Below are 26,020 nucleotides of genomic sequence, written 5' to 3'. Positions count from 1 at the left end.
CGATTCGGGGCTAAGTTCCTCGCTCTCCGATTGCTGCTGCGCCAGGCGCCAGCAGGTTGCCGACCCCGGCAATGATCGGATCGTTCGAACGGCTGCCTCGATCATGGCAGTAGACAGCCGGCTCACATCTCCAAGGAAATCGGAAAATGTTGCGCCGCATGCTGTTCATGCTCGGCGCGGTGGTCGTCGTCGTTGCGATCCTCGCCGCACTCAAGTTCAACTCGATCTACCAACAGATTCAGCAGTTCCAGGCACCCAAGCCGGCAATCAATGTCGAAACCGAGCTCGCCCGGCGCATGGACTGGCAAAGCCGCCTGCCGGCAATCGGCACGCTCAGAGCTTCTCAAGGCATCGACCTCAGCGTCGAGATCGCCGGGACGATCACCGACGTACAATTCCAGTCTGGCGAGAAGGTCAGCAAAGGCCAGGCGATTGTGCTGCTGGACAGCGAAATGGAGCAGGCCAGCCTGGCCAGCGCCGAAGCCGACCTCAACCTGTCCCGAGTGGAATTTCAGCGCGCACGCAGCCTGCTTGATCGCCAGGCCATCTCCCGCAGCGAGTACGACCGGCTCAACGCCGAATCGCAGAAGGCCCAGGCAAGCGTTGCCCAGCTGCGCGCCAGCCTGGCCAAGAAGCGCGTGCTGGCACCCTTTGCCGGCACTATCGGCATTCGTCAGGTGGACGTAGGTGACTACATCGCTGCCGGCACGCCGATCGCCACGCTGCAGGACCTGACCAGGCTATACGTCGACTTCTTTCTGGCCGAACAGCATGTGCCGCTGCTAGCCCTCGGACAGAAGGTTCAGCTGCGCGTAGCCGCCTACCCCGACGAACGTTTCGAAGGCGTGATCACCGCGCTGAACCCGAAAGTGGAGACCAGCACCCGTAACGTTCAGGTGCGCGCCGAGCTGGCCAACCCGGACGGCCGTCTGTTGCCCGGCATGTTCGCTGATCTTCAAGTATTGCTGCCGACCGAAACGGCGCAGGTGGTCGTGCCGGAAACGGCCATCACCTACACGCTGTACGGCAACTCGGTACTGCTGGTGACCGAAGGCACGCCGCCGGAAGGTATCAGCACGGACGAGCCTTACCTGGTGGTCGAACGCCGCTTCGTCACCACCGGCGAGCGACGCGATGGGCTGACGGTCGTCTTCGAAGGCCTCGAGGGCGGCGAGCAAGTGATCATTGCCGGCCAGCTCAAGCTGGACAGCGGCGCCCATGTCGCGATCAGCGAAAGCCGTACCCTCAAGCTGGAAGGCTCGCAGCAGCCGGCGACCAACTGAACGGCGCCTGCCGGTAACACGGCAGGCCCGACGCACAGCAGACTTCGAACAGGTTCCAGGGAATTCCCATGGCTTTCACCGATCCCTTCATCCGCCGACCCGTGCTGGCAAGCGTCATCAGCCTGCTGATCGTGCTGCTCGGCGTGCAGGCGTTCAACAGCCTGACCATTCGCCAGTATCCGCAGATGGAAAGCGCCCTGATCACGGTCACTACCGCCTATCCGGGCGCCAATGCCGAAACCATTCAGGGCTATATCACCCAGCCGCTCCAGCAGAGCCTGGCCAGCGCCGAAGGCGTTGACTACATGACCTCGGTCAGCCAGCAGAACGCCTCGGTAATCTCTGTGTACGCGCGCATCGGTGCCGACACCGACCGTCTCTACACCGAGCTGCTCAGCCAGGCCAACTCGGTGAAGAATCAGCTGCCGCAGAGCGCCGAGGACCCCGTGCTGAACAAGCAGGCGGCCGACTCCACCGCGCTGATGTACATCAGCTTCTACAGCGACCAGCTCTCCAACCCGCAAATCACCGACTATCTGTCGCGAGTGATTCAGCCGAAGCTGGCCACGCTGCCGGGCATGGCCGAAGCGGAAATCCTCGGCAATCAGGTCTTCGCCATGCGCCTCTGGCTGGATCCGGTGAAGCTCGCGGCGTACGGGGTTTCCGCCAGTGACGTCAACGAGGCGGTGCGCAAGTACAACTTCCTCTCCGCGGCTGGCGAGGTGAAAGGTCAGTATGTAGTCACCAGCATCAACGCCGACACCGAACTGAAGACTCCGGAGGCGTTCGCCGCGATCCCGCTGCGCACCCAAGGCGACAGCCGGGTGCTGCTGGGCGACGTCGCGCGGGTGGAGATGGGTGCCGAGAGCTACAACTCGATCAGCTCTTTCGACGGCATTCCCTCCGTCTATATCGGCATCAAGGGTACCCCCAGCGCCAACCCGCTTGATGTGATCAAGGAAGTGCGCGCAATCATGCCGCAGATCGAGGCGCAATTGCCGCCCGGACTCAAGGCCAGCATCGCCTACGACGCCACCGAGTTCATCCAGGCCTCCATCGACGAGGTGGTGAAGACCCTGGCCGAGGCGGCAGTGATCGTCGTCATCGTTGTGTTCCTCTTCCTCGGCTCGCTGCGCACCGTGCTGATTCCGGTGGTGACCATTCCCCTGTCGATGATCGGCGTGATGTTCTTCATGCAGGCCATGGGTTATTCGATCAACCTGCTGACGCTGCTGGCCATGGTGTTGGCAATCGGTCTGGTGGTGGACGACGCCATCGTCGTGGTGGAAAACATCCACCGGCATATCGAACAGGGCAAGGCGCCGTTTCAGGCGGCCATCGACGGCGCGCGGGAAATCGCCATGCCGGTGGTGACGATGACCATTACCCTGGCGGCGGTCTATGCGCCCATCGGCTTCCTACAGGGGCTCACCGGAGCGCTGTTCCAGGAGTTTGCCCTGACCTTGGCCGGGGCCGTGCTGATTTCCGGCGTCGTGGCGCTGACGCTGTCACCGATGATGTGTTCGAAGCTGCTGCGTCACGAGGAGAACCCCAGCGGATTTGCCAACCGTCTGGACGAGCTGTTCGAGCGGCTGAAGCAACGTTACCAGCGCGCTCTGCACGGCACCCTGAACACGCGCCCGGTGGTGCTGGTGTTTGCCGTGCTGGTCCTCGCGCTGATTCCCGCCCTGCTCATGTTCACCGAAAGCGAACTGGCGCCAGAAGAGGACCAGGGCATCGTATTCATGATGGCCAGCGCGCCAAAAACCGCCAACCTGGACTATCTGAACGCCTACACCGACCAGTTCCTGGAGATATTCCAGAGCTTTCCGGAGTACTACTCCTGGTTCCAGATCAATGGCTTCGATGGCGTGCAAAGCGGCATCGGCGGCTTCTTGCTCAAACCCTGGGATGAGCGCGAGCGCTCGCAGATGGAAATCCTCCCCGAAGTGCAGGCCAAGCTCGACCGCCTGCCCGGCCTGCAGATCTTCGGCTTCAACCTGCCCTCGCTACCTGGCACGGGTGAGGGTCTGCCGTTCCAGTTCGTCATCAACACGGCGAACGACTACGAGACGCTGCTGCAAGTGACCGACCGCATCCGCAAGCGCGCCGAGGAATCGGGCAAATTCGCCTTCCTCGATGTGGATCTGGCCTTCGACAAACCGGAGATCGTGGTCGAGATCGACCGCGAGAAGGCCGCGCAAATGGGCGTCTCCATGGAGGACCTCGGCCTGACACTGAGTACCCTTCTCGGCGAGGGCGAGATCAACCGCTTCACCATCGAGGGTCGCAGCTACAAGGTCATCGCTCAAGTCGAGCGCGCCTACCGCGACAACCCCGAGTGGCTGAGCAACTACTACGTGCGCAACGGGCAAGGTCAGATGCTGCCTCTGTCGACGCTGATAAAGGTGCGTGATCGCGCACGCCCAACCCAGCTCAAGCAGTTCCAGCAACTCAACGCGGCAATGATCCAGGGCTTTCCGATCGTCAGCATGGGGGAAGCGATCGATACGCTGCAGACCATAGCCCGCGAAGAGGCGCCCGACGGCTTCGGTTTCGATTACGCCGGTGCCTCGCGGCAGTACATCCAGGAAGGCAACGCGCTGTATCTGACCTTTGCTTTGGCTTTGGCGGTGATTTTCCTGGTGCTGGCTGCCCAGTTTGAAAGCTTCCGCGATCCGCTGGTCATCCTGGTTACCGTGCCACTCTCGGTCTGCGGTGCGCTGGTGCCGCTGTTTCTCGGCCTGTCGAGCATGAACATCTATACACAGGTGGGCTTGGTGACGCTGATCGGCCTGATCAGCAAGCACGGCATCATGATCGTCGAATTCGCCAATCAGCTGCGCCGTGAACAAGGGCTGAGTCGACGCGAAGCGGTGGAAGAAGCCGCGGCGATCCGCCTGCGCCCGGTACTGATGACCACTGCTGCAACAGTGTTCGGCATGGTGCCGCTGATCATTGCCAGCGGTGCCGGTGCGGTCAGCCGCTTCGATATCGGCCTGGTGATCGCCACCGGCATGTCGGTGGGGACGTTGTTCACCCTGTTCGTGCTACCAGCGGTCTATGACCTCGTAGCCCAGCCGGACCGCGTACCGAGCGAGCGCGCGGTGGTCAGCGCCAGCTGATGCCCAGGTGGTGCGTGGCTCAACGCATCCCCTGGGACAAGCCGTAAAGCAGCAACAACAGATCCTGATCGGGCCGCGCGGCGTCGAATCGGGCCTTGCCGCTGGGCGGCAGCGGACAGTAATCGCGCGTTGCACTGCTCTGTACCAGCGTGGCGCCAGGCTCGTTCCAAGCCGCCACGCACAGCGTGGTAACCCCAAGCGCGCCGACCAGAAACAATCCTCGAGCTATTTCCAGCTTCATGGCGTAAGCCCTTGATTAAGCGGATAGTTAACTGACCGTAGCCTAGCTGGTAAATTCTTGCGTGCTTTTGGACGAACGGTCACATCGGTCGTCGCGAACCTGACCGGCATGCTATCGCAAGGTCAAAAAAAACCCCGCACGAGGCGGGGTTCTTTTGCAGCTCAGGGGCCGGTCGGCTTACATCATGCCGCCCATGCCACCCATGCCACCCATGCCACCCATGTCCGGCATGCCACCAGCAGCCTTGTCGTCAGCCACTTCAGCGATCATCGCTTCGGTGGTGATCATCAGGCTGGCGATGGAAGCGGCGGCCTGCAGAGCAGAACGGGTTACCTTGGCCGGATCGAGAATGCCCATCTCGATCATGTCACCGTACTCGTCGGTCGCAGCGTTGTAACCGTAGTTACCATTGCCCTGCTTGACCTTGTCGACCACAACGCTCGGCTCGCCACCGGAGTTGGCAACGATCTGACGCAGCGGTGCTTCGACAGCACGACGCAGCAGAGTAATGCCCACGTCCTGATCGGCGTTTTCGCCCTTCAGCTCGGAGATCGCCTGCAGTGCACGGACCAGAGCGACACCGCCGCCAGGTACCACGCCTTCTTCAACGGCAGCACGGGTTGCGTGCAGCGCGTCTTCAACGCGGGCTTTCTTCTCTTTCATCTCGACTTCGGTGCCAGCACCGACCTTGATCACGGCAACACCGCCAGCCAGCTTGGCCAGACGCTCTTGCAGCTTCTCTTTGTCGTAGTCGGAAGTGGTGTCTTCGACCTGCTTGCGGATCTGCGCAACGCGAGCTTCGATGTCGACCTGCTGGCCAGCACCATCGATGATGGTGGTGTTTTCCTTGTTCAGCACAACGCGCTTGGCGTTACCCAGATGCTCCAGGGTAGCGGTTTCCAGGCTCAGGCCGACTTCTTCGGAAATCACGGTACCGCCAGTCAGGATGGCGAGATCCTGCAGCATGGCCTTGCGACGATCGCCGAAGCCAGGTGCCTTGACCGCAGCAACCTTGACGATGCCACGCATGTTGTTGACGACCAGAGTCGCCAGGGCTTCGCCCTCGACGTCTTCAGCGACGATCAGCAGCGGACGACCGGCTTTGGCAACAGCTTCCAGCACCGGCAGCATTTCGCGGATGTTGGAGATCTTCTTGTCGACCAGCAGCAGCAGCGGGCTGTCCAGCTCGGCGACCATGGTGTCCGGCTTGTTGATGAAGTACGGGGACAGGTAACCACGGTCGAACTGCATGCCTTCAACGACAGACAGTTCGTTTTCCAGGCCCGAGCCTTCTTCAACGGTGATCACGCCTTCCTTGCCAACCTTCTCCATGGCTTCGGCGATGATGGCGCCGATGGAGCTGTCGGAGTTAGCGGAGATGGTGCCAACCTGAGCGATGGCCTTGAAGTCAGCGCATGGCTTGGACTGATTCTTCAGCTCGGCGACGATGGCGATGGTCGCCTTGTCGATGCCACGCTTGAGGTCCATCGGGTTCATGCCGGCAGCAACGGCCTTCAGGCCTTCGTTGACGATCGACTGAGCCAGAACGGTAGCAGTGGTGGTGCCGTCGCCCGCGTCATCGTTGGCACGGGAAGCAACGTCCTTGACCAGCTGCGCGCCCATGTTTTCGAAACGGTCTTTCAGCTCGATTTCCTTGGCAACGGAAACGCCATCCTTGGTGATGGTCGGAGCGCCAAAGCTCTTCTCGATGACGACGTTACGACCTTTCGGGCCGAGGGTCGCTTTTACCGCGTCAGCCAGGACGTTGACGCCAACCAGCATCTTCTTGCGAGCGGAGTCGCCGAACTTAACTTCTTTAGCAGCCATGTTGATTCTTCCTCAAATTCTGTTGATGGAACGCAGTTCGCTAGAGGCGAACGCTGATCAGGCTTCGACGACGGCGAGGATTTCGTTCTCGCTCATCACCAGCAGATCTTCACCGTCAACCTTGACGGTGTTGCTGCCGGAGTAAGGGCCGAATACAACCTGGTCGCCAACCTTGACGGCCAGCTGACGGACTTCGCCGTTATCCAGAACGCGACCAGTGCCTACAGCGACGATCTCGCCACGGTTCGGCTTTTCGGCAGCGGAGCCCGGCAGAACGATACCGCCTGCGGTCTTGGTTTCTTCTTCGCTGCGACGAATTACGACGCGGTCATGCAGAGGACGAAGCTTCATTGTCGATCTCTCCTAGTAGAGTTATTCCATGCCGATGACCTTCATCGGCGGGTTGGGCAAATCCGGCGGTGCCGGTTGCGGCCCGCAATGCGAGCCGCAGAAGACGGACTGTCGAACACGACAGCGACCTTGCGGTGTCCGCTACATGCGGGCGTTCAAGAGTATTTCAAGGGGCGCGCATGAAATTTTCATGGCTGAAAACCAAAAACGGCATGCCTGAGAGCATGCCGAAACAGCGATTGGCCGGCCTAGCGGTCGCGGTCATTGCGCTCCCATTCGCCCTCAATCACGTTCGGCCGCTGCGGGTTGGCGCGCGCCTGCAGATCGTCGGAGAAAGCGCGCTGACGGCGCATCCGTGCTTCGATCCGCCGGTTGATCTGACGGAACAGAAAGTTGCGGGTCGGCGGGAAGAGCACGATCAGCGCCAGCACATCACTGATGAAGCCGGGCAGGAACAGCAAGCCGCCGCCGATGGCCATCATCAGCCCCTGCAGCATTTCGCGCTCGGGCAGTTCACCACGCGCCAGACGCTCGCGGGCGCGCCAGGCCGTGGCGAAACCGGCCAAGCGCAACAGCAACACGCCGGCGATGCCGCTGAGCACCAGCAGCAGGATGGTCGCCAGCGCGCCGATGGAACTGCCGACCTTGATCAGCACATACAGCTCGGCCAACGGAAACAACAGAAACAGTACAAAGAAGATTCGCATCGATGGTCCTTGACGGAAGATCAGCTTCCAGTCCTCTGTAGATGGCGGCATGGTCGGCCTAATTCAACCCGGATAGAAAACAGCCTGTAACCGGATTATGCGCAATGCGGCTGAAGCGAAACTGAATCCACTTCAGCCACGCGCCATCGCAACCAGCGCTTGGCGCACTGCCATCGGCGTTTCGCAGGGCTGCGGGAACGCCAGCCAATGCAGTGCCTGGCCGATACGCAGATGGAATCCCTCGCTGTCGACGCCAGCCATCTGCGCAGGCGTACTCTGCGGCAAACCGGCCTGCTCGACGTAACGGGCGATGGCGGCAGCGTGGTCGTCGTTCATGTGCTCGACCATGCCCCGCTCCAGCTCACCATTTTCGACCGCAAAGGGATTGGCCAGTGCGACGTGATCCAGCCAGTGAATTGCACCGAAACCGCCGATATAGCGCCAGCGCACCGGCTCCAGCACCCAGAAATCGAAGTCATGCACACGATGGTAATCGCGCGACTCGGGAAAGTAGCTGTAGTAGCGCTGCGCGGCCGACTCGATCGCCGCAGGCTCGTCGAGCTGTCGGGCTACGGCCAACAGCGTAAGCCGCCCAGCAGCCTGCACGTCCTCGGCGGCGCGTTCGCCAACCAGCAGCGAGCAGTGACCATCAGCTTTTAGATTGCGGGTGTGCTGGGCGATGCGGCTGATCAGGATCAGCGACCAGCCATTGGCGTCCAGGCAGTAAGGCACTACCGAACCGAATGGAAATCCCGGCATGGCCTGGGAATGAGTGGAGAGCACGCCGCGGTATTCCTTGAGCAGGAGTTGTCGGGCATGCTTGTTGGCTTCGGCGCTCACTGGGTCTCCTCGAGAGACGGGTTCGGGTCGACGGAGCGCTCAGCATAACGGTTTCCCCCGCGGGCGTCGTTCCCGCAGAACGAGCACATGGAGATAGGCATGCAGCTTCAAGACAAAGTCATCATCGTCACCGGCGGCGGCCAGGGTCTCGGCCGCGCCATGGGCGAGTACCTGGCGAGCAAGGGCGCGCGACTTGCACTGGTGGACCTGAATCAGGAGCGCCTGGACGAAGCTGTCGCTGCCTGCAAGGCAGTCGGCGGAGACGCCCGCGCCTACCTGTGCAACGTCGCCAACGAGGAACAGGTGACCGCCATGGTTTCATGTGTGGCCGATGACTTCGATGGCCTGCATGGGCTGGTGAACAACGCCGGTATCCTGCGCGATGGCCTGCTGCTGAAGGTCAAGGACGGCGAGATCAGCAAGATGAGCCTGGCGCAGTGGCAGGCGGTGATCGACGTCAACCTGACCGGTGTGTTCCTCTGCACCCGTGAAGTCGCGGCAAAGATGGTCGAGCTGAAGAGCGAAGGCGCGATCATCAACATCTCGTCGATCTCCCGCGCCGGCAATATGGGCCAGACCAATTACTCCGCTGCCAAAGCCGGGGTGGCGTCTGCCACGGTGGTTTGGGCGAAGGAGCTGGCACGCTACGGCATTCGTGTCGCCGGTGTGGCACCGGGCTTCATCGAGACGGAAATGGTCGCCAGCATGAAGCCTGAAGCCCTGGAGAAGATGACCGCCGGCATTCCGCTCAGGCGCATGGGCAAACCGGCGGAGATAGCTCATTCGGTGGCGTACATCTTCGAGAACGACTACTACACCGGACGCATTCTCGAACTCGATGGCGGCCTGCGCCTCTGATTGCATCCCTCGCGCAAAAAGAAAGGCAGCCATTGGCTGCCTTCTTTATATATGCACAACAGCCGGTCTGGCTTACCAGCCCACCCCGAACCCGATGCTGTAGCGGGTCTCGTCGAGGTCGTTGTCCGCGCCGCTGATGATGTCCTTCTGCGCCTTCATGTTCAGCGAGGCCCAGTCGGTCACCTTGTAGCGCAAGCCGATCTCGGCATCGAGCGCGTAATCGGCGACATTCTCTAGCGGCTTGCCAAGTTCACCGGTGCTGTACAGCTCGAAGGTCTTGCCTACCAGGTAACGGTTATAGTCCCACTTGGCTGCCGCCAGGTAGAAATTTTCCTTGTCGCCATCAGCGAACTCATAGTCGCTGCGGTTGATCAACGCGGCCAGCGAGAACGCGCCCAGTTCGTTGTCCCAGAACTGGTAACCCGGACCGGTACCAATGGTGCGCTGGCGGCGAACGTCTTCGATCTGATCACGCTTGTAGCTGAGACGCCCCTGCCAGAACCAATGCTGGTCGAGGAACCGGTCCAGCGCGTATTCGGCATCCCAGTTGTCGGTAACGGTCACGCCATCGCGGTATTCGCGGTTGTAGTTGCCGGTGCCGTTGTGGCGCCACAGGCCATGACGAGCCTTGGTATCGAAAGAGACGTCATAGTCATCGGTATCGGTTTCGGCGCGTTTGTAATCCATCGCCACGTCGATGTTGCCCTTCCAGGTGAAATCCTGAATCAGCGGTTTGGGATGAATGATCTGCGAAATGCTCGCCAGCTCCACGGTACGCGGAGCGGCACCGTTGATCAGCGTGACTTTGCCCTGCTCGGAAGCCCGCAATGCGTGCGCGACCTCACCGGTCACGTTGTCCTGTTTGACGAGTAGCTTCTGGTCGCTTTCCAGCGTGGCGATCTGGTTCCACTTCAGCGGAATCGAGCCACCGTATTCGGTTTCGATGAGCAATTTGCCGCCATCGAGCACGCTGATCTTGCCGGTCAGGCGATCACCGTTCTTCAGCCACACCGTGTCGGCGAACGATGGCAGGGCAACAGCGCAAAGGGTCGTGCAAAGCAGGGTTCTGGTGAGCATATTAAGGATGGGAATCTGTCGAAGGCGGTTGAAAGGCTGGCATTATCCCTATGCGTTCAACTACAGCAAGCAAAGACCGCCGAATGGACCGCGAGTTCTCTGCCTGACCAGTCCCCCGTCGCCCGGAAGCCAAGATGATTGATCACGCACCGCTGCTGCCGCCCTCTGCCGATGCCGAGGCGCGTCGTGCCGCCGTATACCTGGTGATGTCACAGATCCCGCCAGGCAAGGTCACAAGCTACGGCGAACTGGCCGCCATGGCCGGGCTCGGCCGCGCTGCCCGCTGGGTGGGCCGGTTGATGTCGCAATTACCCGACGGCACCAGTCTGCCCTGGCACCGGGTTATCGCTGCGGGGGGGCGGCTCAGCCTGCCAGCCGGTTCCGCAGCCGGGCATGAACAGCGTATGCGCCTGCGCGCCGAGGGCCTCACCATCGTCAACGACCGGGTGGACATGCGTCGGCACGGCTGGCATTCCACGGAGCACAGCGGTTAGAGTGCGCCCTTCGTCCGAACTGTACAGAACCTCGATGTATGTCCCGTGAAACCTGGCGCGATGCGCTAGCCGCCTACGCCAGCCCCGCTACGCTGGCCCTGCTGTTGCTGGGTTTCGCCGCGGGCCTCCCCGCTGTACTGGTGTTCTCCACGCTTTCGGTCTGGCTGCGCGAAGCCGGGGTTTCCAGGGAAACCATCGGCTTCGCCAGCTGGATCAGCCTGGCCTATGCCTTCAAGTGGGTCTGGTCGCCGATGCTCGATCAGTGGCGCCTGCCCTGGATCGGCAGCCTTGGCCGGCGCCGGTCATGGCTGGTGCTGTCGCAGGCGCTCATCGCCATCGGTCTGATCGGCATGGCGCTGTGCAATCCGCAGCACAACCTGACGATGCTCATCGCCCTGGCAGTGGTTGTGGCCTTTTCCTCGGCCACCCAGGACATCGCCATTGATGCGTACCGCCTGGAGATTGCCGAAGACAAATTACAGGCGACCCTGGCCGCTAGCTACATGACCGGCTACCGGGTCGCCATGCTGCTGGCCAGCGCCGGCGCACTGTTCCTCGCTGAGTGGCTGGGTTCAAGCAGCGTCGATTACAACCAGGCCGCGTGGGCCACGACCTATCTGGCGTTCGCTGTACTGATCATCCCCGGCCTGATCACCAGCCTGGTGATTCGCGAGCCGGAGGCTGGCACCCCGCTACCCAATGAGCCGTCACGTTTCAGCTTCAACCACCAGTTGGCGGCGGTTGGCCTGCTGCTGGTGCTGCTCATCTCGGTACCGGCGATGATCAACGCGCTGATCGCCCAGGCCTGGCCGCGGGCAACGCTGTACGCGCTGTTCATTCTCGGGACGATTTCACCGATGGGGCGGGCCCTGTTCGCACCGGTGCGCCACATCTTTGGTCAGGCAGCTCAGAGGCAGCGCCCGCTGCGTTTCGACTTCGCCCATCAGGCCGTGTCAGTGATCTTGCTGATCATCCTGATGGTTTCCACCACCGGCATGTTCCAGTCCTACTGGGGCGGCTACTGGCCACGCGGCACCATGTATCTGCTGATCTGCTGGGGCTGTCTCTCAGCACCCGGGCGTATCCTGATGGGCCCAGTACTGACGCCAATTACCGACTTCATCGTCCGCTACCGCTGGCAGGCACTGTTGCTGCTCGGATTGATAGCCACCTACCGCATGTCGGACACGGTGATGGGTGTGATGGCCAACGTGTTCTACATCGACCAGGGCTTTTCCAAGGACGAGATCGCCAGCGTCAGCAAGCTTTTCGGCCTGATCATGACGCTGCTCGGCGCAGCATTTGGCGGCTTGCTGATCGTGCGTTTCAGCATTCTGCCGATTCTCTTCATCGGCGGAGTCGCCTCGGCGGCGACCAATCTAATGTTCATGCTGCTGGTCGAGATGGGCGCGAACCTGCAAATGCTCATCGTCACCATCTCCTGCGACAACTTCAGCGGTGGTCTGGCGTCCACAGCATTCGTCGCCTACCTGTCGAGCCTGACCAATCTGAAGTTCTCCGCCACGCAATATGCATTGCTCAGCTCACTGATGCTGCTGTTGCCGCGCCTGCTTGGGGGGTATTCCGGGGTGATGGTGGAGAAGGTTGGCTACAGCGACTTTTTCCTGATCACCGCACTGCTCGGCATTCCGACCCTGGTGCTGATCGCCTGGCAGTGGTCGAGAACACGGCAGCAGCCGGATGAGCCGCAGCGCGACGCCACCTCAGAACAGTCCTGAAGAACGAAGAAGCCGGCATATGCCGGCTTCTTTCTGTCTGCACAACACGAACGCGTCAGCTCTGTACCAGATGCACCACACGCTGCGGGAACGGGATACCGACGCCAGCGGCAGTCAATCGCTCCTTGGCCTGCTCGGTGAAGCTGAAGGTCACCGGCCAGAAGTCGCCTGTCGCAACCCAAACACGCAGGGACAGGTTCACCGAACTGTCCCCAAGCCCGGTAACGAACACCACCGGCTCAGGCTCGCGCAGCACCCGCGGGTCCTCGGCTATTTCCAGCAATACCTGTCGTGCCAGCTTGATGTCACTGCTGTAGTCGATGCCGACATTGATGTCGGCACGGCGGCGGGGCTCGCGGGAAAAGTTGGTGATGTGCCCATTGGAAAGCGCCCCGTTGGGCACCACCACCGTCTTGTTATCCCCGGTTTTGAGCACGGTATGAAAAATCTGGATGGAATTCACCGTACCCGCGGTGCCCTGCGCCTCGATCCACTCGCCAACGCGAAACGGACGGAACAGCAGGATCAGCACACCACCGGCGAAGTTCGCCAGGCTGCCCTGCAAGGCCAGGCCGATCGCAAGGCCGGCGGCACCGATCACCGCGATGAAGGAGGTGGTTTCCACGCCAATCATCGAAGCCACGCTGACCAGCAGCAACACCTTGAGCACCACACTGGCAAGGCTGCCGATAAAGCCATGCAGGGTCGGGTCCACCTGCCTGCGCTGCAATAGGCTGCTCACCTTGGCGGTCAGGGTGTTGATCAACCACCAGCCGAACAGGAATGTCAGCAGCGCCAGTGTCACCTGCGCGCCATACTGCAACACGATGGGCAGCCAGGATTCGGAAAGATCGACCAGGTAGTCGACGGAGAGGTCCATGGAGTTACTCCTTCAAGCATCGGCGCCCTGAGGACGGGCGCCGACGAACGCGGGGGATGAACGCTCGCGCCGAGGCGCGAAGGGGAATTAGTCGCGGAAGTTGTTGAACTGCAGCGGCATGCCGAATTCATGACCACGCAGGGCGGCGATCGCTTCCTGCAGATCGTCACGCTTCTTGCCGGTCACGCGTACCTGCTCACCCTGGATGGCAGCCTGCACCTTGAGCTTGGCGTCCTTGATGTGCGCAACGATCTTCTTCGCCAGTTCCTTTTCGATCCCTTCACGCAGCACCACTTCCTGCTTGGTACTCTTGCCGGATGGGTAGGCATCCTTGATCTCCAGGCACTGGATATCAATCTTGCGCTCGACCAGGCTCAACTTGAGGATCTCGAGCATCTGCTCCAATTGGAACTCAGCGTCTGCCGTCAGCTGCACGGTCAGGTCCTTGTGCTCGAAGCTGCCTTTGCCGCGCAGATCGTAACGACGATCCAGTTCCTTCATGGCGTTATCGATCGCGTTGGTGACTTCGTGTTTGTCCAGTTCGGACACCACGTCGAACGAGGGCATGGGATTCCTCCACTAAAGTAGCGCGACAGGCCGCATGAGCCGAGCGCGTATGTCTTGACGGTTAAGAAAGCGCGGTCATTATAACGATTCGACGTGTCAGCGCCCGCCCTACGGCAAGGAGTGACAGGACGTCCCCTCTTCAATTGATTGAGCTTGCCATGCCCAACCCCCTTCTGAGCATCCTCGTAGTCGATGACGCCAAGTTTTCCAGCGTCATGATAGGTCGCGCACTGAGCAAGGCTGGCTATCAGGACATCCGCTTCGCCAGCAGTGCTGCCGACGCGCTTGTGCAGCATGCGCAACGGCCTGCTCACGTGCTGTTAGCCGATTGGCTGATGCCGGAAATGGACGGCCTCGAACTGACCGGCCAGATTCGCCAACGCGATGCTCTGGGCGGCCACTACAGCTACGTCATCCTGCTGACTGGCCGCGATAGCGAGAATGCCCTAGGGCAAGCGTTCGACCACGGCGTCGACGACTTCATCAGCAAATCGGCAATGAACGAACAGTTGTTGCCACGCATCTTCGCCGCCGACCGCCTGTGTGGCTCCCTTCAGCGACTCAAGCAGGAGAATCATCAGCTCACGGAGAATGTCGCCACGCTCGAACAGCAAAGCCTGCAGGACCCGCTGACCGGCCTGGGCAATAGCCGTTACCTGCAGCAACGCTTGGCTGCCAGCCTGCGGCAGATGGAAAATCGCGGTTCAGCGCTGTACTACCTGCAGATCGGACTGCCCGATGCGGACATGCTACGCGAGCGTTACGGCGAGGCGGTCTACGCTGAGATTCTGTGTGCCATCGCTACCCGCCTGCAGCAACTGGTACGCCCGCTCGACGTGGTGTGCCGGATCGATGAAAGCCAGTTCGGCCTACTGGCGCTGGTCAACGACCTCAAGGGCTGCTCGCCGAGCAGCTTCAAGCGCTTGCACGAAGGTCTGAACCTCAGGGCATTGAAGACCAGCGAGGGGTTCGTCTCAATCAAGGCCGGCATCAGCCTGGTCAGCCTCGACACCGATGCATTGCCAATCTCGCCCGAAACGATCATCGAACGTGCTGCAGCCATGCTACCGAGCGCCTACAGCACCGGTCGTATCGTCCCGCAGCGTCTGAAGCAATCGGCCTGAAGCACGTGACCTGGCACGTGCTTGGCGCAGGCGCACTCGGCAGCCTATGGGCCACCCGCCTCGCCAGGGCCGGCATTCCGGTACGAATGATCCTCCGTTCCGCGCAGCGCCTGGTCGATTACCAGTGGGCCGGTGGGCTCACGCTGAGCGAAGCGGGTCACGCCAGCCTGCATGCCATCCCGGCAGAACTGCCTGACGCCGCCACGCCAATCCAGCGGCTGCTGGTCGCATGCAAGGCCTACGATGCGGAAGCCGCGATTGCCCCGTTGGCGCAGCGCCTCACCCCGAACTGCGAAATTCTACTGCTGCAGAACGGCCTTGGCAGCCAACAGGCGATTGCCGAGCGCTGGCCCCAGGCGCGCTGTATTTTCGTCTCGAGTACCGAAGGCGCCTATCGCGACGGCCCGATGCACGTGGTGTTCGCCGGACACGGGCAGAACTGGCTGGGCGACTCCGGCGGCGGCAACGCGCCTGCCTGGCTGGAGGACCTGGACCGTGCCGGCATCCCGCATATCTGGAGCACAAACATTCTGGCGCGCCTGTGGCGCAAGCTGGCACTGAACTGCGCAATCAACCCTCTGACCGTGCTTCACGATTGTCGCAACGGTGAACTGCTGCAACATCGTCAGCAGCTCAGCGAGCTCTGCGAAGAACTGACCGAGCTGCTCACCGCTTGTGACCAGGCAGCTGCCGCCGAGGATCTGGAGCGGGAGGTGCGGCGGGTGATCGAAGCGACGGCTGCCAACTACTCGTCCATGTATCAGGATGTGCGGCTCGGCCGCCGCACAGAAATCGCCTATCTGCTCGGCCATGCCTGCCGTAGCGCGGATTCCCTTGGTCTGGCCGTGCCGCGGCTGCACGAACTGCATCGTCGCCTGCGCGAACACCTGAGCCAGCGCGGATTGCCCACCGACTGAGCCCCGGCTACCCTGCAGAAACCCTCTGCTACGCCGTGCCCGCCAATGATCCTGCGTCAGCGCCTCGAAAACCTTCCAGTCGGCCGCAAACTGCTGCTCGCCCTCCTCGTTCTGCTTGCCGCCGTTCTGCTGGTCTCCAATCTCACCTTTATCAGCGCGGCCTACTGGATCTCGCGGCAGAGCGTGGCACCGCAGGCGATGCACACCCTTGGCGAGCTGTTCGCCACCGAACAGCTGAGCACTCGCGCGCTGTCGTCTCCGGAGGCGGCCAGAGCATTGCTCGAGCGCCTGGAAGGTTATGCGCCATTGCGCGCGGCGATGATCTACGACCGCGACGGCAACAGCCTCGCGCAACTGCAGCAAGGTGAACGGCTGCGCCTGCCGGAACAACTTGGTGAGGTCGCCCAATGGCGCGCGGGCGAGATTCGCGCCAATCTGCTGGTCAGGCTGCCGCAACCGGACGGCAGCGCCGGATACCTGCTAATGGTGGCCAGCAGCGAGCTGCCGGGCGCCTTCTATACCGGCACTCTGACGGCGAGCCTGGCGATTCTCGTTGCCAGCCTGCTGCTATGGGTACTGGTCGCCCGGCAGATTCGCCAACTGATCACCCGACCGATTCGCGACCTGGAGGCGCTGTCGCGCCAGGTCACCCGCGAGGAGGATTACTCGCTGCGCGCCGAGCCCGGCAATCAGGACGAGATCGGTCGGCTGGCCGATGCGTTCAACACCATGCTGTCGCGCATGGAAGCCCGCGAGCAGCAGCTCAAGCGCGCCCGCGACGACGCCCAGGAAGCGTTCGACCACGCCCAGGGACTGGCCGAGGAGACCCGTCACTCCAATCGCAAGCTGGAGCTGGAAGTGCAGGTGCGCAGCAAGATCGAGCAGAAGCTGACCGGCTTTCAGAAATACCTCAACAGCATCATCGACTCGATGCCCTCGGCGCTGATCGCCCTTGATGAGCAGCTCTATGTCACCCAATGGAACCAGGAAGCCACCAGCCTTTCCGGAACGCCATTGGATGATGCGCTCAACCAGCCGGTGTTCGTCGCCTTCGAACCACTCCGACCGTTCCTCGCGCAAATTCGGCGCACTTCGGAGCAGCACGTGGTTGAGAAAGTCGAACGAGTGACCTGGCTGCGCAACGACGAGCCGCGCCACTATGCGCTGACCTGCTATCCGCTGACGGGCACTGGCGGCCGCGGGGTGGTGATCCGCATCGACGACATCACCCAGCGCATCAACATGGAAGAAATGATGGTGCAGTCGGAAAAAATGCTTTCGGTCGGCAGCCTGGCCGCCGGCATGGCCCACGAGATCAACAACCCCCTCGGTGCCATCCTGCACAACGCACAGAACATTCGCCGCCGCCTCTCGCCGGAACTCGAGCGCAATCGTGAGGCGGCAGAGGAGACCGGCGTGCGGCTGGAGGCGGTCAACCAGTACCTGCAACGCCGTGAAGTGCCGCAGCTGCTCGACGGCATCCAACAGGCAGGCTCACGCGCGGCGAAGATCGTCAGCCACATGCTCAGCTTCAGCCGGAAGAGCAACCGCCAACTGGCCGACTGCCACCTGCCGATGCTGATCGACCAGGCGCTGGAGATCGCCGGCAACGACTTCGCGCTGATGGAGGGCTTCGACTTCAAGGCCATCGACATCGTCCGCGATTTCGATCCGCGCGTAGACCGCGTGCCGTGCATCGGCAATGAACTGGAGCAGGTGCTGCTCAATCTGCTGAAGAACGCCGCTCAGGCCATCCATACACACCAGACCGGGAGGCCTGGGCAGATCATCCTGCGCACGCGCCTGAATCCACCTTGGGCGGAAATCCAGGTGGAGGACAACGGTGGAGGTATTCCGGAAAATGTGCGCAAACGCATCTTCGAGCCATTCTTCACCACCAAGGAAGTCGGCCAGGGAACCGGACTGGGTCTTTCCGTCTCGTATTTCATCATCACCAACAATCATCAGGGTCAGATGGAGGTGCAGTGCCAACCCGGGCAAGGCTCCACCTTCACCCTGCGCCTGCCGCTGACCTCGCCCGCCGAGCCAGCCACAGCCTGAACACAAGGGATAAACGCATGGGCAATCGACTTTCGAAGATCTACACCCGCACTGGCGACACCGGCGAAACCGGCCTCGGCGACGGCCGCCGGGTACCCAAGGACCATCCCCGTGTGGAGGCCATGGGCGAGGTCGACACGCTGAACAGCCAGCTCGGGCTGCTACTGGCCGAACTGGCGGAGGCACAGGTGCAATGGCCAGCGCTCGACGAGCTGATCAGCGTCTTTGCGCCCTGTCAGCATCGCTTGTTCGACCTCGGTGGCGAACTGGCGATGCCTGATTACCAGGCACTGCAGGAAGCGGAAGTCGGGCGATTGGAACAGGCCATCGACAATTGGAACCAGGAGCTCGGGCCGCTTAAGGAATTCATTCTGCCCGGTGGGTCCCGTCTGATCGCCCTCGCCCACCTGTGCCGCAGCATGGCGCGAACAGCCGAACGCCGTTGCCAGCAGCTGAACGCCAGCGAAGCAGTGCGCCCGGTACTGCTCGCCTATCTGAACCGCCTTTCCGATGCCCTGTTCGTCGCCGCCCGCCTGATCGCCCGGCGCCAAGGTTGCGGAGAGATTCTCTGGCAGCCAGCCGCAGCGAAGCCCCGCGAATGACTGAGCCGACCGTCGCGCAACAGGCACGGCGGCGCGATGGCCTGCATGCCGTTTGGGAAGCGTTCATCGTCTTGCTGGTCTGCGCAAACCTCGCGCTGATCCTGTTCGACAGCCTGTTTGCGCTGCATCCCGTCAACGCCGCACTGGCGAGCCTCGCGCCAAGGCTGCATGAGAACTACCAGCAGACCATTCACGCGAACTTCCAGTACATCGACCTGGGGTTCGTGGCCATCTTCGTGCTCGACGTCGTACTTGGCTGGACCGTGGCCCTGTTCGAACGCCGCTATGCGCGCTGGTACTACTACCCGTTCGCCCACTGGTACGACGTGCTTGGCTGCATCCCCCTGGCCGGGCTGCGCTGGCTACGGGTATTGCGCGTGGGCTCGTTGCTGATCCGCCTGCAGCGCCTGGGCCTGATCGACATGCGGCGCTGGGCGATTTACGGCGTTTTCAGCCGCTATTACTACTTGCTGATCGAAGAGCTTTCCGATCGGGTGATGGTGCGCCTGTTCGGCCGCCTGCAGCAGGAGATCGGCGCCAGCGATGACTTGTCGCGACGCCTGCTGCAGGAGGTGGTCCGGCCGCGCAAGCAGCGCGTGCTGAACGACATTTCACGGCGCCTGCAAGCCATGCTGGAAACCGGTTATCGCGACAATCGAGGGGCCATCGAAGGCTACGTCAGCCAGCTGATTCACCAGGCGCTGCAGAACAACCCCGAGATGCACAACCTGCGCAAGCTGCCACTGGGTAACCGTCTAGCCAGCACGCTTGACGACGCCCTTAGCGACATCGCCTCGCGGCTGCTGCAAGGCGCTGTCGAAGGCATGCGCGGCGCGCAGTTTCAGACACTGGCGGGCAATCTGGCTGACGAGTTCTTCGACGCTTGGGTGTATCAGGATGAGCAGACCGACCTGGCATTGGAAGAACTGCTGGTCGACGTCATCGAGGTGCTCAAGCAACAGGTGCTCGACCGGCGCTGGAGCCGTTTCGTCGGCCCGACGCCACCGCCAACACATCCGCGGTGAGCCGCATTGACGGGCCAACACGCGCCGACCCGGCAGACATCGATAGGCTCACTCGACATACGCCGCCTCGGCGCATCGAGTCATTACCGGCGCTGCGCTGAAGCCCAGCCTAGGTAGGCCGCCTTCCCCGGACGAAGCCTTTGCAGGTGATCACCTCTGACGGTCCCGGCTTAGGATTCTTCAACCGCCTTGAAGCCCTCAGCGGATTTCTCGTCGAGGCGCGCGCCGATAATCATCTCGGTCGCCCAGTTCACCAGAATCGAGGTATAGGCTTCCTGACAACGCTCGTTGCTCAGGGCGTGGTCGGCACCGCCGATGATGCGATGCGTCAGCGACTGGGTACCGTGGAAGGCAGCGCGATAACTCATGATCGTTTCGTGAGGAACGAAGGTGTCGTGTTCGGACTCGACGATCAGCACGTCACCTCGAAACTCCGCGCAAGCCGCCAGCGCACGATTTTCCTCCGGCCGCACGCGCCTGCTACGTAGCTGGTTGAGCAGTTCCCGATCAAGCCGACGCTTGGGCACCTGCCACTCCCCGTCGAGGTACAAGGCCGGTACGCGCAGCGCCAACCATTTCACCGGACGCAATGCGGTGAGAATCGCCGCCAGGTAACCGCCGTAGCTGGTGCCGACCACGGCGATCGCCGAAGAGTCGATATGAGGATGCTGGGCAAGCAGGTCATAGGCTGCCAGCAGATCGTCGAGGTTCTGTTCGCGGGTTACCGTTTCCTGCTGTGCACGGGTTTGCGCATGGCCTCGCAGGTCGAACGACAGGCAGACGCAACCGAGCCCGGCGATGCCGCGCGCGCGGCTGAGATCACGTTGCTGGCTGCCACCCCAACCATGCACGAAGAGCACGCCAGGCATCTTCGCTGGAGGTGTGAGAAACGTACCGGCAATGTGTTCATCACCGACCAGGATGTCGACCATCTCGCTATGCGTCGCCATATTCCTCCACCATCACACACTTGGTAATGAAACCAACATCGGCGTCTTCGTCCCGATACAGCACGCTCGCCCCGGCCGGCGCGCTCTGCTGCTGTCCGTAGAACTCGAGCGACGATGCCCGCACCGCCCGAGTGGAGGCCCCCTGTTTGAAAATTTCCAGCGCGGCAATCTCCGCGCTGCTAGCGCCACCTATACGCCAGGACTGCTCAAGGACGCCGGAGCGCGGCTGTCCACGGCCATCGATGCCCTGAGCGATATCGTAATTGCGACGTGAAGCGAAGAATTGCCGATAACAGGCCGACGCCGCTTCGTCATAGACCTGCGCCTGACTGACCGCCAAGCGTGTGGTTTCCGGGAGATCCAGCTCCAGCAGCGCCTCGAAGTCGCCATTGACGACCACCAGATCGGAGCCGCCATAGACCTCGTTGCCTGCGTTGTCCTGGGTGAGGCGCTGTGTACCGTAATAGCTCGCCAGTCGGCCGCCGACTCGTATCTGGCCGACGCTAAAAGTCGTGACACGATCCAGATGCGCCTCCAGGACCACCCCGTACTGGGCCAGCTCCTGCTCGTCGAGGGTGAACAACGCGCGGTCGAGCGAATCACTGTCATCGACCCGTTGCTGGCCGCGCCCGCCCGTCGCCCGCACTGGCTTGATCCGCACCGGCCCCTCATGCAGTAGCCGCCGCCCGGCCTCACAGGCGTCTTCAAGACTGAAGGCGCTGTATCCGGCCAATACGCTGCCCTTCACCTGGGTACCGAAATCCCGCGACCAACCAACCGGGGCCGCCGCATCAGGACGGACCAGCGGATGAGTGATCGCCTTTGTTTCGATGAAGGCCTGCGGTACGACTCCGCCGAATAGATCGTTTTCTTCGTGCAACCCAAGCTCCTGCGCTTCGCGCAGACCGACGACGGTACCCGATGGCACGAGATAAGGATGGGCATCATAGCGGCGCGTCGGGTCGTACTCGCCGCCGTAACTCAAGCCCAGTAAGGCCGCCAGGCGTTCGGCCAATACCGCGTGAACAACTTTCTCGTGCTGCGGCTCGCGTGACCGGTTGGGGTAGGTCAACACGACCCTGCGTGAACTCTGCAGCGTTTGCGCATTCATCATCTTCGTGGACAGCTCCATGGACTGCTCGACATGCACGCCCCTGGCCGTAGCCAACGTGGCGTTCGCTTCCACCTGAGCGCTAGCACGGTGTAATGCGGTAGACCGCATTCAATGCTCAATGATCCTCAGCCCTCGGGCATGCGCCCTTTCACACGTCCTTTGCGCCACCCCGCGCAGAGCACAAAAAAGGGGAGCAGCCCGCAGCTGCTCCCCTTCTTTTTTTCGCTTCTCGGATCAGGCCGGCGCGGAAGACCGGATCAGGTGATCGAAGGCGCTCAGCGAAGCCTTGGCCCCTTCACCCAACGCGATCACGATCTGCTTGTACGGCACCGTGGTTACGTCACCGGCCGCGAACACGCCGGGGATGCTGGTCTGGCCTTTGGCGTCGACGATGATCTCGCCGAAGCGCGACAGCTCCACGCTACCCTTGAGCCAGTCGCTGTTGGGCAGCAGGCCGATCTGCACAAAGATGCCTTCCAGCTCGACGGTGTGCACGGCGTCGTTGTTGCGGTCCTTGTAGAGCAGGCCGGTGACTTTCTGGCCATCGCCCTGGACTTCGGTGGTCTGCGCCATCTTCAAGATGGTCACGTTGGGCAGGCTCTGCAGCTTGCGTTGCAGTACCGCATCGGCACGCAGTTCCTCACCAAATTCGAGCAGGGTGACATGGGCGACGATGCCGGCCAGGTCGATGGCCGCTTCCACGCCGGAGTTGCCGCCACCGATCACCGCCACACGCTTGCCCTTGAACAACGGGCCGTCGCAGTGCGGGCAGTAGGCGACGCCACGACCGCGGTATTCCTGCTCGCCGGGCACGTTCATTTCGCGCCAGCGTGCGCCGGTGGCAAGGATCAGGCTCCTGGCCTTGAGCTCGCCGCCGTTCTCGAACTGCACGCGATGCAGGCCGTCTTCGCCAGCCGGAATCAGCTTACTGGCACGCTGCAGGTTCATGATCTCGACTTCGTATTCACGCACGTGTTCTTCCAGCGCGCGGGCCAGTTTCGGGCCTTCGGTTTCCTTCACCGAGATGAAGTTCTCGATGGCCATGGTGTCGAGCACCTGGCCGCCGAAGCGCTCGGCCGCCACACCGGTACGGATGCCCTTGCGTGCGGCGTAGATGGCCGCTGCGGCGCCGGCCGGGCCACCACCGACCACCAGCACGTCGTAGGCGTCCTTGGCCTTGAGCTTCTCGGCGTCACGGGCGCTGGAGCCGGTATCGAGCTTGGCGAGGATCTCTTCCTCGCTCATGCGGCCCTGGGTGAACAGTTCGCCGTTGAGGTAGATGCTCGGCACCGACATGATCTGGCGACGCTCGACTTCGTCCTGGAACAGCGCGCCGTCGATGGCGACGTGCTTGATGTTCGGATTGAGCACGGCCATCAGGTTCAGCGCCTGGACCACGTCCGGGCAGTTCTGGCAGGACAGCGAGAAGTAGGTTTCGAAGCGGTAGTCGCCGTCCAGCGCCTTGATCTGCTCGATCACCTCGGGGGCGGTCTTCGACGGATGGCCGCCGACCTGCAGCAGCGCCAGCACCAGCGAGGTGAATTCGTGGCCCATGGGGATACCAGCGAAACGCAGGCTGATGTTGCCGCCGATGCGGTTGAGCGAGAACGACGGCTTGCGCGCATCGTCGCCGTCGGTCTCCAGGGTGATCTTGTCGCTGAGGCTGGCGATGTCCTGCAGCAGGCTCAGCATCTCCTGGGATTTCTCGCCGTCATCGAGGGACGCAACGATCTCGAAGGGCTGGGTGACCTTCTCCAGGTAGGCTTTCAACTGGGTCTTGAGATTGGTGTCCAACATGAGCAGCGGTACCCCGTACGGAATTCAGGAAATAAAACGCCCGGACGGTTCGCGTCCAGGCGTTGGTTCGAAGGAGCGAACAGCAGCTCCTTCGACAGGCAAGCAAGGCAGATAGGCTTTAGATCTTGCCGACCAGGTCCAGCGACGGAGCCAGGGTCTTCTCGCCTTCTTTCCACTTGGCCGGGCAAACTTCGCCCGGGTGAGCGGCGGTGTACTGGGCGGCTTTCAGCTTGCGCAGGGTTTCCGACACGTCACGAGCGATCTCGTTGGAATGAATCTCGACGGTCTTGATCACGCCTTCCGGGTTGATCAGGAAGGTGCCACGCAGAGCCAGACCTTCTTCTTCGATGTGCACACCGAAAGCGCGGGTCAGCTGGTGAGTCGGATCACCGATCAGCGGGAACTGCGCCTTGCCTACGGCAGGGGAAGTTTCGTGCCAGACCTTGTGCGAGAAGTGGGTATCGGTGGTGACGATGTACACCTCGGTACCGGCCTTCTGGAATTCGGCGTAGCTGTTGGCTGCGTCTTCGATTTCAGTCGGGCAGTTGAAGGTGAAGGCAGCCGGCATGAAGATCAGCACGGACCACTTGCCCTTCAGGGATTCTTCGGTGACTTCAATGAACTTGCCGTTGTGGAAGGCATTGACTTTGAACGGTTGAACTTGAGTGTTGATCAGCGACATCTGCTAACTCCTTTGGGGGGTTAAGAAACTTTGACGGGGCCTACGATAGCGCAGCCAGCAGCATACCGTTAATTGATTAAGGGAATAGCACTGATTGCTTTCATCTATCGACGACACATTCGGTTGACCGGCTCTACCGCAGCATCGCCAGTGACCCGTAAATGCGTAGGTGGTTCAATCTGGCCAAAACGCTCGAATCGCCGCGACGCCCTGCGCGCCGGCCTCACGAGCTCTGGGAATATCCGCCGTCAGCAGGCCGCCCAACAGGTAAGCCGGCCGGTCGAAGCCTAACAGCAAATCGGCGACACGCGCCCATCCCAACGGGGGCGCTTCCGGATGACTCGCGGTGACCTGCACCGGCGACAACGTGACGAAATCTACTCCCAATGACGCGGCCAGTTCCAGCTCTTCGGCATTATGGCAAGACGCCGCGAGCCATTGCCCGAGTGCTATTGGTCGGCCTTCACTTACCTGACGCAACTGCTCGGCAGTCAGGTGCCAACCTGCCTGCGGGAAGTTTGCCGCCCAGTCCAATGGTCCCTTGAGCATCAACTGCGCGCGACCCTCGCACAAAGCAAGTGCCCGTTCCGCCAGCGCAAGATATTCGGCATGCAGCAGCGACGGCGCACGTAGCTGGATCAGCCGAATTCCGTCATCCAGCGCGCGTGCGAGTCCGTCGAGCAAGCGTTGTGGAGCAATGCCATCTGGCGTGACCAGATAGCGTTGCGGCAGGCGCGCAGCCGCGACGATCGGTTGATTGGCGGCCGGGAAGCTGTAATTCGTCAGCTGATCTGCCGCCACCCACATCAGCGGCTGGCCTTCCGCGCCGTGCGGCTCACCGGTAAACGCCTGCACCTCCCAGACATCGAGGAGCACCTGCTTGTCCGGATAATCGTGGCGCACCTGGATCAATGGCTGCGCCGCGGTGACCACAATTCCCAGTTCCTCCAGCAGCTCGCGCGCCAGTGCCGCCTGGACGCCCTCACCTGCTTCAACCTTGCCGCCGGGAAACTCCCACAAGCCACCCTGATGCTTGTCGAGCGGGCGCTTGGCGATCAGTACACGCTCGTCGGCGCCACGGATGACAGCGGCGGCGACATGGATTCGTTTCACTTCTGCACTTCCTGAAGAGCGCTCTGACGCCAGCGCTGAAAAGCTGGCCACTGGTAGACCGTCTCGACATAACTCGCTGCGACAGCCGGCAGGGCTACTCGATAACTTCGTAGGCGCGAGGCAACTGGTGCGTAAAAAGCATCGGCGATGCTTGGCTGTCCGAACAGATAGTCGCCTATCGGGCCGAAGCGTCCGCGACAATCAGCCCAGATCGCACAAACCCGATCGATATCTGCCTGGACCGCATCGGGCAACTCAGGCAGCGCCTGGTCACGCGCCATATCCATCGGCAAATGGCTGCGCAGCGCCTGGAAGCCGCTGTGCATTTCAGCGCAAACGCTGCGGGCCAATGCGCGAGCGTACCGCTCGCGCGGCCACAAGCATGCCTCAGGGAAGCGCTCGGCCAGGTATTCGGCGATTGCCAGCGAATCCCATACCGGCCCGTCCTCGGTCAGTAGCACCGGGACTTTTCCAGTCGGCGAATAACCGAGCAGCCGAGCCCGACTGTCGGGCCGATAGAGCGAGACCGGAATCTGTACGCATGCAGCATCGGACAGATCCACTGCCAGAGCGGCACGCAGCGACCAGGATGAGTAGTTCTTGTCACCGACGACCAATTGCAGAGCCATGACAATGCGCCTCGATT

Annotated in this window: 24 protein-coding genes; 10 read left to right on the top strand and 14 right to left on the bottom strand. The window is 61.8% G+C overall.

Features of this window, described 5'->3' with window-relative positions; genetic code table 11:
* The first annotated feature begins 146 nt into the window (after positions 1–146).
* Both SM130_RS05060 and SM130_RS05055 read left to right on the top strand, forming a co-directional pair.
* Positions 147–1,283 (top strand): efflux RND transporter periplasmic adaptor subunit, encoded by a 1,137-nt coding sequence (locus tag SM130_RS05060; RefSeq protein WP_102823056.1) that lies wholly within the window; start codon positions 147–149, stop codon positions 1,281–1,283.
* 68 nt (positions 1,284–1,351) lie between these two features.
* Complete coding sequence (locus tag SM130_RS05055) at positions 1,352–4,408, top strand: multidrug efflux RND transporter permease subunit (RefSeq protein ID WP_102823055.1); 3,057 nt, start codon at positions 1,352–1,354, stop codon at positions 4,406–4,408.
* Positions 4,409–4,427: 19 nt separating this feature from the next.
* Here SM130_RS05055 and SM130_RS05050 read toward each other — a convergent pair whose 3' ends face one another.
* The 5 genes from SM130_RS05050 to SM130_RS05030 form a co-directional block, all read right to left on the bottom strand.
* Positions 4,428–4,649, bottom strand: a complete 222-nt coding sequence (locus SM130_RS05050; RefSeq protein WP_102823054.1) for a hypothetical protein — start codon at positions 4,647–4,649, stop codon at positions 4,428–4,430.
* A 177-nt stretch (positions 4,650–4,826) separates the two neighbouring features.
* Entirely contained in the window at positions 4,827–6,476 is a 1,650-nt protein-coding gene (groL, locus tag SM130_RS05045) for a chaperonin GroEL (RefSeq protein ID WP_102823053.1), read from the bottom strand.
* 57 nt (positions 6,477–6,533) lie between these two features.
* Positions 6,534–6,827, bottom strand: coding sequence for a co-chaperone GroES (locus SM130_RS05040; protein WP_019340746.1), 294 nt, complete (start codon positions 6,825–6,827; stop codon positions 6,534–6,536).
* Positions 6,828–7,075: 248 nt separating this feature from the next.
* The gene (locus tag SM130_RS05035) at positions 7,076–7,534 is read right to left on the bottom strand and encodes an FxsA family protein (protein WP_102823052.1); all 459 of its coding nucleotides are present in this window, start codon (positions 7,532–7,534) and stop codon (positions 7,076–7,078) included.
* 132 nt (positions 7,535–7,666) lie between these two features.
* The gene (locus tag SM130_RS05030) at positions 7,667–8,374 is read right to left on the bottom strand and encodes a HugZ family protein (RefSeq protein WP_102823051.1); all 708 of its coding nucleotides are present in this window, start codon (positions 8,372–8,374) and stop codon (positions 7,667–7,669) included.
* Between the two features lie 99 nt (positions 8,375–8,473).
* Here SM130_RS05030 and SM130_RS05025 point away from each other — a divergent pair, with 99 nt between their 5' ends.
* Positions 8,474–9,232, top strand: a complete 759-nt coding sequence (locus SM130_RS05025; RefSeq protein WP_102823050.1) for an SDR family oxidoreductase — start codon at positions 8,474–8,476, stop codon at positions 9,230–9,232.
* A 72-nt stretch (positions 9,233–9,304) separates the two neighbouring features.
* On the opposite strand, the gene SM130_RS05020 is transcribed toward SM130_RS05025, so the two are convergent.
* Complete coding sequence (locus tag SM130_RS05020; protein ID WP_102823049.1) at positions 9,305–10,309, bottom strand: DUF481 domain-containing protein; 1,005 nt, start codon at positions 10,307–10,309, stop codon at positions 9,305–9,307.
* A 134-nt stretch (positions 10,310–10,443) separates the two neighbouring features.
* Here SM130_RS05020 and SM130_RS05015 point away from each other — a divergent pair, with 134 nt between their 5' ends.
* Positions 10,444–10,803: an MGMT family protein gene (locus tag SM130_RS05015; RefSeq protein ID WP_102823048.1), complete on the top strand. Its 360-nt coding sequence runs from the start codon at positions 10,444–10,446 to the stop codon at positions 10,801–10,803.
* A gap of 38 nt (positions 10,804–10,841) precedes the next feature.
* Positions 10,842–12,542, top strand: coding sequence for an AmpG family muropeptide MFS transporter (locus SM130_RS05010; RefSeq protein ID WP_102823047.1), 1,701 nt, complete (start codon positions 10,842–10,844; stop codon positions 12,540–12,542).
* A gap of 55 nt (positions 12,543–12,597) precedes the next feature.
* Here SM130_RS05010 and SM130_RS05005 read toward each other — a convergent pair whose 3' ends face one another.
* Both SM130_RS05005 and SM130_RS05000 read right to left on the bottom strand, forming a co-directional pair.
* Positions 12,598–13,422 (bottom strand): mechanosensitive ion channel family protein, encoded by an 825-nt coding sequence (locus tag SM130_RS05005; RefSeq protein ID WP_102823046.1) that lies wholly within the window; start codon positions 13,420–13,422, stop codon positions 12,598–12,600.
* A gap of 87 nt (positions 13,423–13,509) precedes the next feature.
* Positions 13,510–13,989, bottom strand: coding sequence for a YajQ family cyclic di-GMP-binding protein (locus SM130_RS05000; protein ID WP_102823045.1), 480 nt, complete (start codon positions 13,987–13,989; stop codon positions 13,510–13,512).
* Positions 13,990–14,147: 158 nt separating this feature from the next.
* On the opposite strand from SM130_RS05000, the gene SM130_RS04995 reads away from it, so the two are divergent.
* From SM130_RS04995 to SM130_RS04975, 5 genes are read left to right on the top strand one after another with little or no spacing between them, the layout of a single operon-like run.
* The gene (locus SM130_RS04995; RefSeq protein WP_102823044.1) at positions 14,148–15,113 is read left to right on the top strand and encodes a GGDEF domain-containing response regulator; all 966 of its coding nucleotides are present in this window, start codon (positions 14,148–14,150) and stop codon (positions 15,111–15,113) included.
* A gap of 5 nt (positions 15,114–15,118) precedes the next feature.
* Positions 15,119–16,030, top strand: a complete 912-nt coding sequence (locus tag SM130_RS04990; RefSeq protein WP_102823043.1) for a putative 2-dehydropantoate 2-reductase — start codon at positions 15,119–15,121, stop codon at positions 16,028–16,030.
* 45 nt (positions 16,031–16,075) lie between these two features.
* A complete protein-coding gene (locus tag SM130_RS04985) occupies positions 16,076–18,091 on the top strand; it encodes a sensor histidine kinase (RefSeq protein WP_102823042.1) in 2,016 nt (671 codons plus the stop codon).
* A gap of 17 nt (positions 18,092–18,108) precedes the next feature.
* Positions 18,109–18,693: a cob(I)yrinic acid a,c-diamide adenosyltransferase gene (locus tag SM130_RS04980; protein ID WP_102823041.1), complete on the top strand. Its 585-nt coding sequence runs from the start codon at positions 18,109–18,111 to the stop codon at positions 18,691–18,693.
* On the top strand, positions 18,690–19,718 hold the full coding sequence (locus SM130_RS04975; protein WP_102823040.1) for an ion transporter: 1,029 nt from the start codon (positions 18,690–18,692) through the stop codon (positions 19,716–19,718). The genes SM130_RS04980 and SM130_RS04975 overlap by 4 nt, the downstream gene beginning before the upstream one ends.
* A gap of 170 nt (positions 19,719–19,888) precedes the next feature.
* On the opposite strand, the gene SM130_RS04970 is transcribed toward SM130_RS04975, so the two are convergent.
* From SM130_RS04970 to SM130_RS04945, 6 genes are all read right to left on the bottom strand, one after another.
* Positions 19,889–20,668 (bottom strand): alpha/beta hydrolase family protein, encoded by a 780-nt coding sequence (locus tag SM130_RS04970; protein ID WP_102823039.1) that lies wholly within the window; start codon positions 20,666–20,668, stop codon positions 19,889–19,891.
* Complete coding sequence (locus SM130_RS04965; RefSeq protein WP_102823849.1) at positions 20,655–21,782, bottom strand: DUF3182 family protein; 1,128 nt, start codon at positions 21,780–21,782, stop codon at positions 20,655–20,657. The genes SM130_RS04970 and SM130_RS04965 overlap by 14 nt, the downstream gene beginning before the upstream one ends.
* A gap of 234 nt (positions 21,783–22,016) precedes the next feature.
* Positions 22,017–23,579: an alkyl hydroperoxide reductase subunit F gene (gene ahpF / locus SM130_RS04960; protein WP_342369122.1), complete on the bottom strand. Its 1,563-nt coding sequence runs from the start codon at positions 23,577–23,579 to the stop codon at positions 22,017–22,019.
* 118 nt (positions 23,580–23,697) lie between these two features.
* Positions 23,698–24,261, bottom strand: a complete 564-nt coding sequence (gene ahpC, locus SM130_RS04955; protein WP_003284760.1) for an alkyl hydroperoxide reductase subunit C — start codon at positions 24,259–24,261, stop codon at positions 23,698–23,700.
* Positions 24,262–24,435: 174 nt separating this feature from the next.
* Complete coding sequence (locus SM130_RS04950) at positions 24,436–25,374, bottom strand: Nudix family hydrolase (protein ID WP_102827035.1); 939 nt, start codon at positions 25,372–25,374, stop codon at positions 24,436–24,438.
* Positions 25,371–26,003, bottom strand: coding sequence for a glutathione S-transferase family protein (locus SM130_RS04945; RefSeq protein ID WP_102827034.1), 633 nt, complete (start codon positions 26,001–26,003; stop codon positions 25,371–25,373). The genes SM130_RS04950 and SM130_RS04945 overlap by 4 nt, the downstream gene beginning before the upstream one ends.
* Positions 26,004–26,020: the final 17 nt, after the last annotated feature.

Source organism: Stutzerimonas stutzeri (assembly GCF_038561965.1).
Classification (GTDB): domain Bacteria; phylum Pseudomonadota; class Gammaproteobacteria; order Pseudomonadales; family Pseudomonadaceae; genus Stutzerimonas; species Stutzerimonas stutzeri_AA.
This window is presented reverse-complemented; position numbering and strand designations above follow the sequence as displayed.

What these genes read in the sequence shown, in the direction of transcription:
- SM130_RS05060 (WP_102823056.1), top strand. Translation starts at nt 147, where the DNA reads ATGTTGCGCCGCATGCTGTTCATGCTCGGCGCGGTGGTCGTCGTCGTT.
- SM130_RS05055 (WP_102823055.1), top strand. Translation starts at nt 1,352, where the DNA reads ATGGCTTTCACCGATCCCTTCATCCGCCGACCCGTGCTGGCAAGCGTC.
- SM130_RS05050 (WP_102823054.1), bottom strand. Translation starts at nt 4,649, where the DNA reads ATGAAGCTGGAAATAGCTCGAGGATTGTTTCTGGTCGGCGCGCTTGGG.
- groL (WP_102823053.1), bottom strand. Translation starts at nt 6,476, where the DNA reads ATGGCTGCTAAAGAAGTTAAGTTCGGCGACTCCGCTCGCAAGAAGATG.
- SM130_RS05040 (WP_019340746.1), bottom strand. Translation starts at nt 6,827, where the DNA reads ATGAAGCTTCGTCCTCTGCATGACCGCGTCGTAATTCGTCGCAGCGAA.
- SM130_RS05035 (WP_102823052.1), bottom strand. Translation starts at nt 7,534, where the DNA reads ATGCGAATCTTCTTTGTACTGTTTCTGTTGTTTCCGTTGGCCGAGCTG.
- SM130_RS05025 (WP_102823050.1), top strand. Translation starts at nt 8,474, where the DNA reads ATGCAGCTTCAAGACAAAGTCATCATCGTCACCGGCGGCGGCCAGGGT.
- SM130_RS05020 (WP_102823049.1), bottom strand. Translation starts at nt 10,309, where the DNA reads ATGCTCACCAGAACCCTGCTTTGCACGACCCTTTGCGCTGTTGCCCTG.
- SM130_RS05015 (WP_102823048.1), top strand. Translation starts at nt 10,444, where the DNA reads ATGATTGATCACGCACCGCTGCTGCCGCCCTCTGCCGATGCCGAGGCG.
- SM130_RS05010 (WP_102823047.1), top strand. Translation starts at nt 10,842, where the DNA reads ATGTCCCGTGAAACCTGGCGCGATGCGCTAGCCGCCTACGCCAGCCCC.
- SM130_RS05005 (WP_102823046.1), bottom strand. Translation starts at nt 13,422, where the DNA reads ATGGACCTCTCCGTCGACTACCTGGTCGATCTTTCCGAATCCTGGCTG.
- SM130_RS05000 (WP_102823045.1), bottom strand. Translation starts at nt 13,989, where the DNA reads ATGCCCTCGTTCGACGTGGTGTCCGAACTGGACAAACACGAAGTCACC.
- SM130_RS04995 (WP_102823044.1), top strand. Translation starts at nt 14,148, where the DNA reads ATGCCCAACCCCCTTCTGAGCATCCTCGTAGTCGATGACGCCAAGTTT.
- SM130_RS04985 (WP_102823042.1), top strand. Translation starts at nt 16,076, where the DNA reads ATGATCCTGCGTCAGCGCCTCGAAAACCTTCCAGTCGGCCGCAAACTG.
- SM130_RS04980 (WP_102823041.1), top strand. Translation starts at nt 18,109, where the DNA reads ATGGGCAATCGACTTTCGAAGATCTACACCCGCACTGGCGACACCGGC.
- SM130_RS04975 (WP_102823040.1), top strand. Translation starts at nt 18,690, where the DNA reads ATGACTGAGCCGACCGTCGCGCAACAGGCACGGCGGCGCGATGGCCTG.
- SM130_RS04970 (WP_102823039.1), bottom strand. Translation starts at nt 20,668, where the DNA reads ATGGCGACGCATAGCGAGATGGTCGACATCCTGGTCGGTGATGAACAC.
- SM130_RS04965 (WP_102823849.1), bottom strand. Translation starts at nt 21,782, where the DNA reads ATGATGAATGCGCAAACGCTGCAGAGTTCACGCAGGGTCGTGTTGACC.
- ahpF (WP_342369122.1), bottom strand. Translation starts at nt 23,579, where the DNA reads ATGTTGGACACCAATCTCAAGACCCAGTTGAAAGCCTACCTGGAGAAG.
- ahpC (WP_003284760.1), bottom strand. Translation starts at nt 24,261, where the DNA reads ATGTCGCTGATCAACACTCAAGTTCAACCGTTCAAAGTCAATGCCTTC.
- SM130_RS04945 (WP_102827034.1), bottom strand. Translation starts at nt 26,003, where the DNA reads ATGGCTCTGCAATTGGTCGTCGGTGACAAGAACTACTCATCCTGGTCG.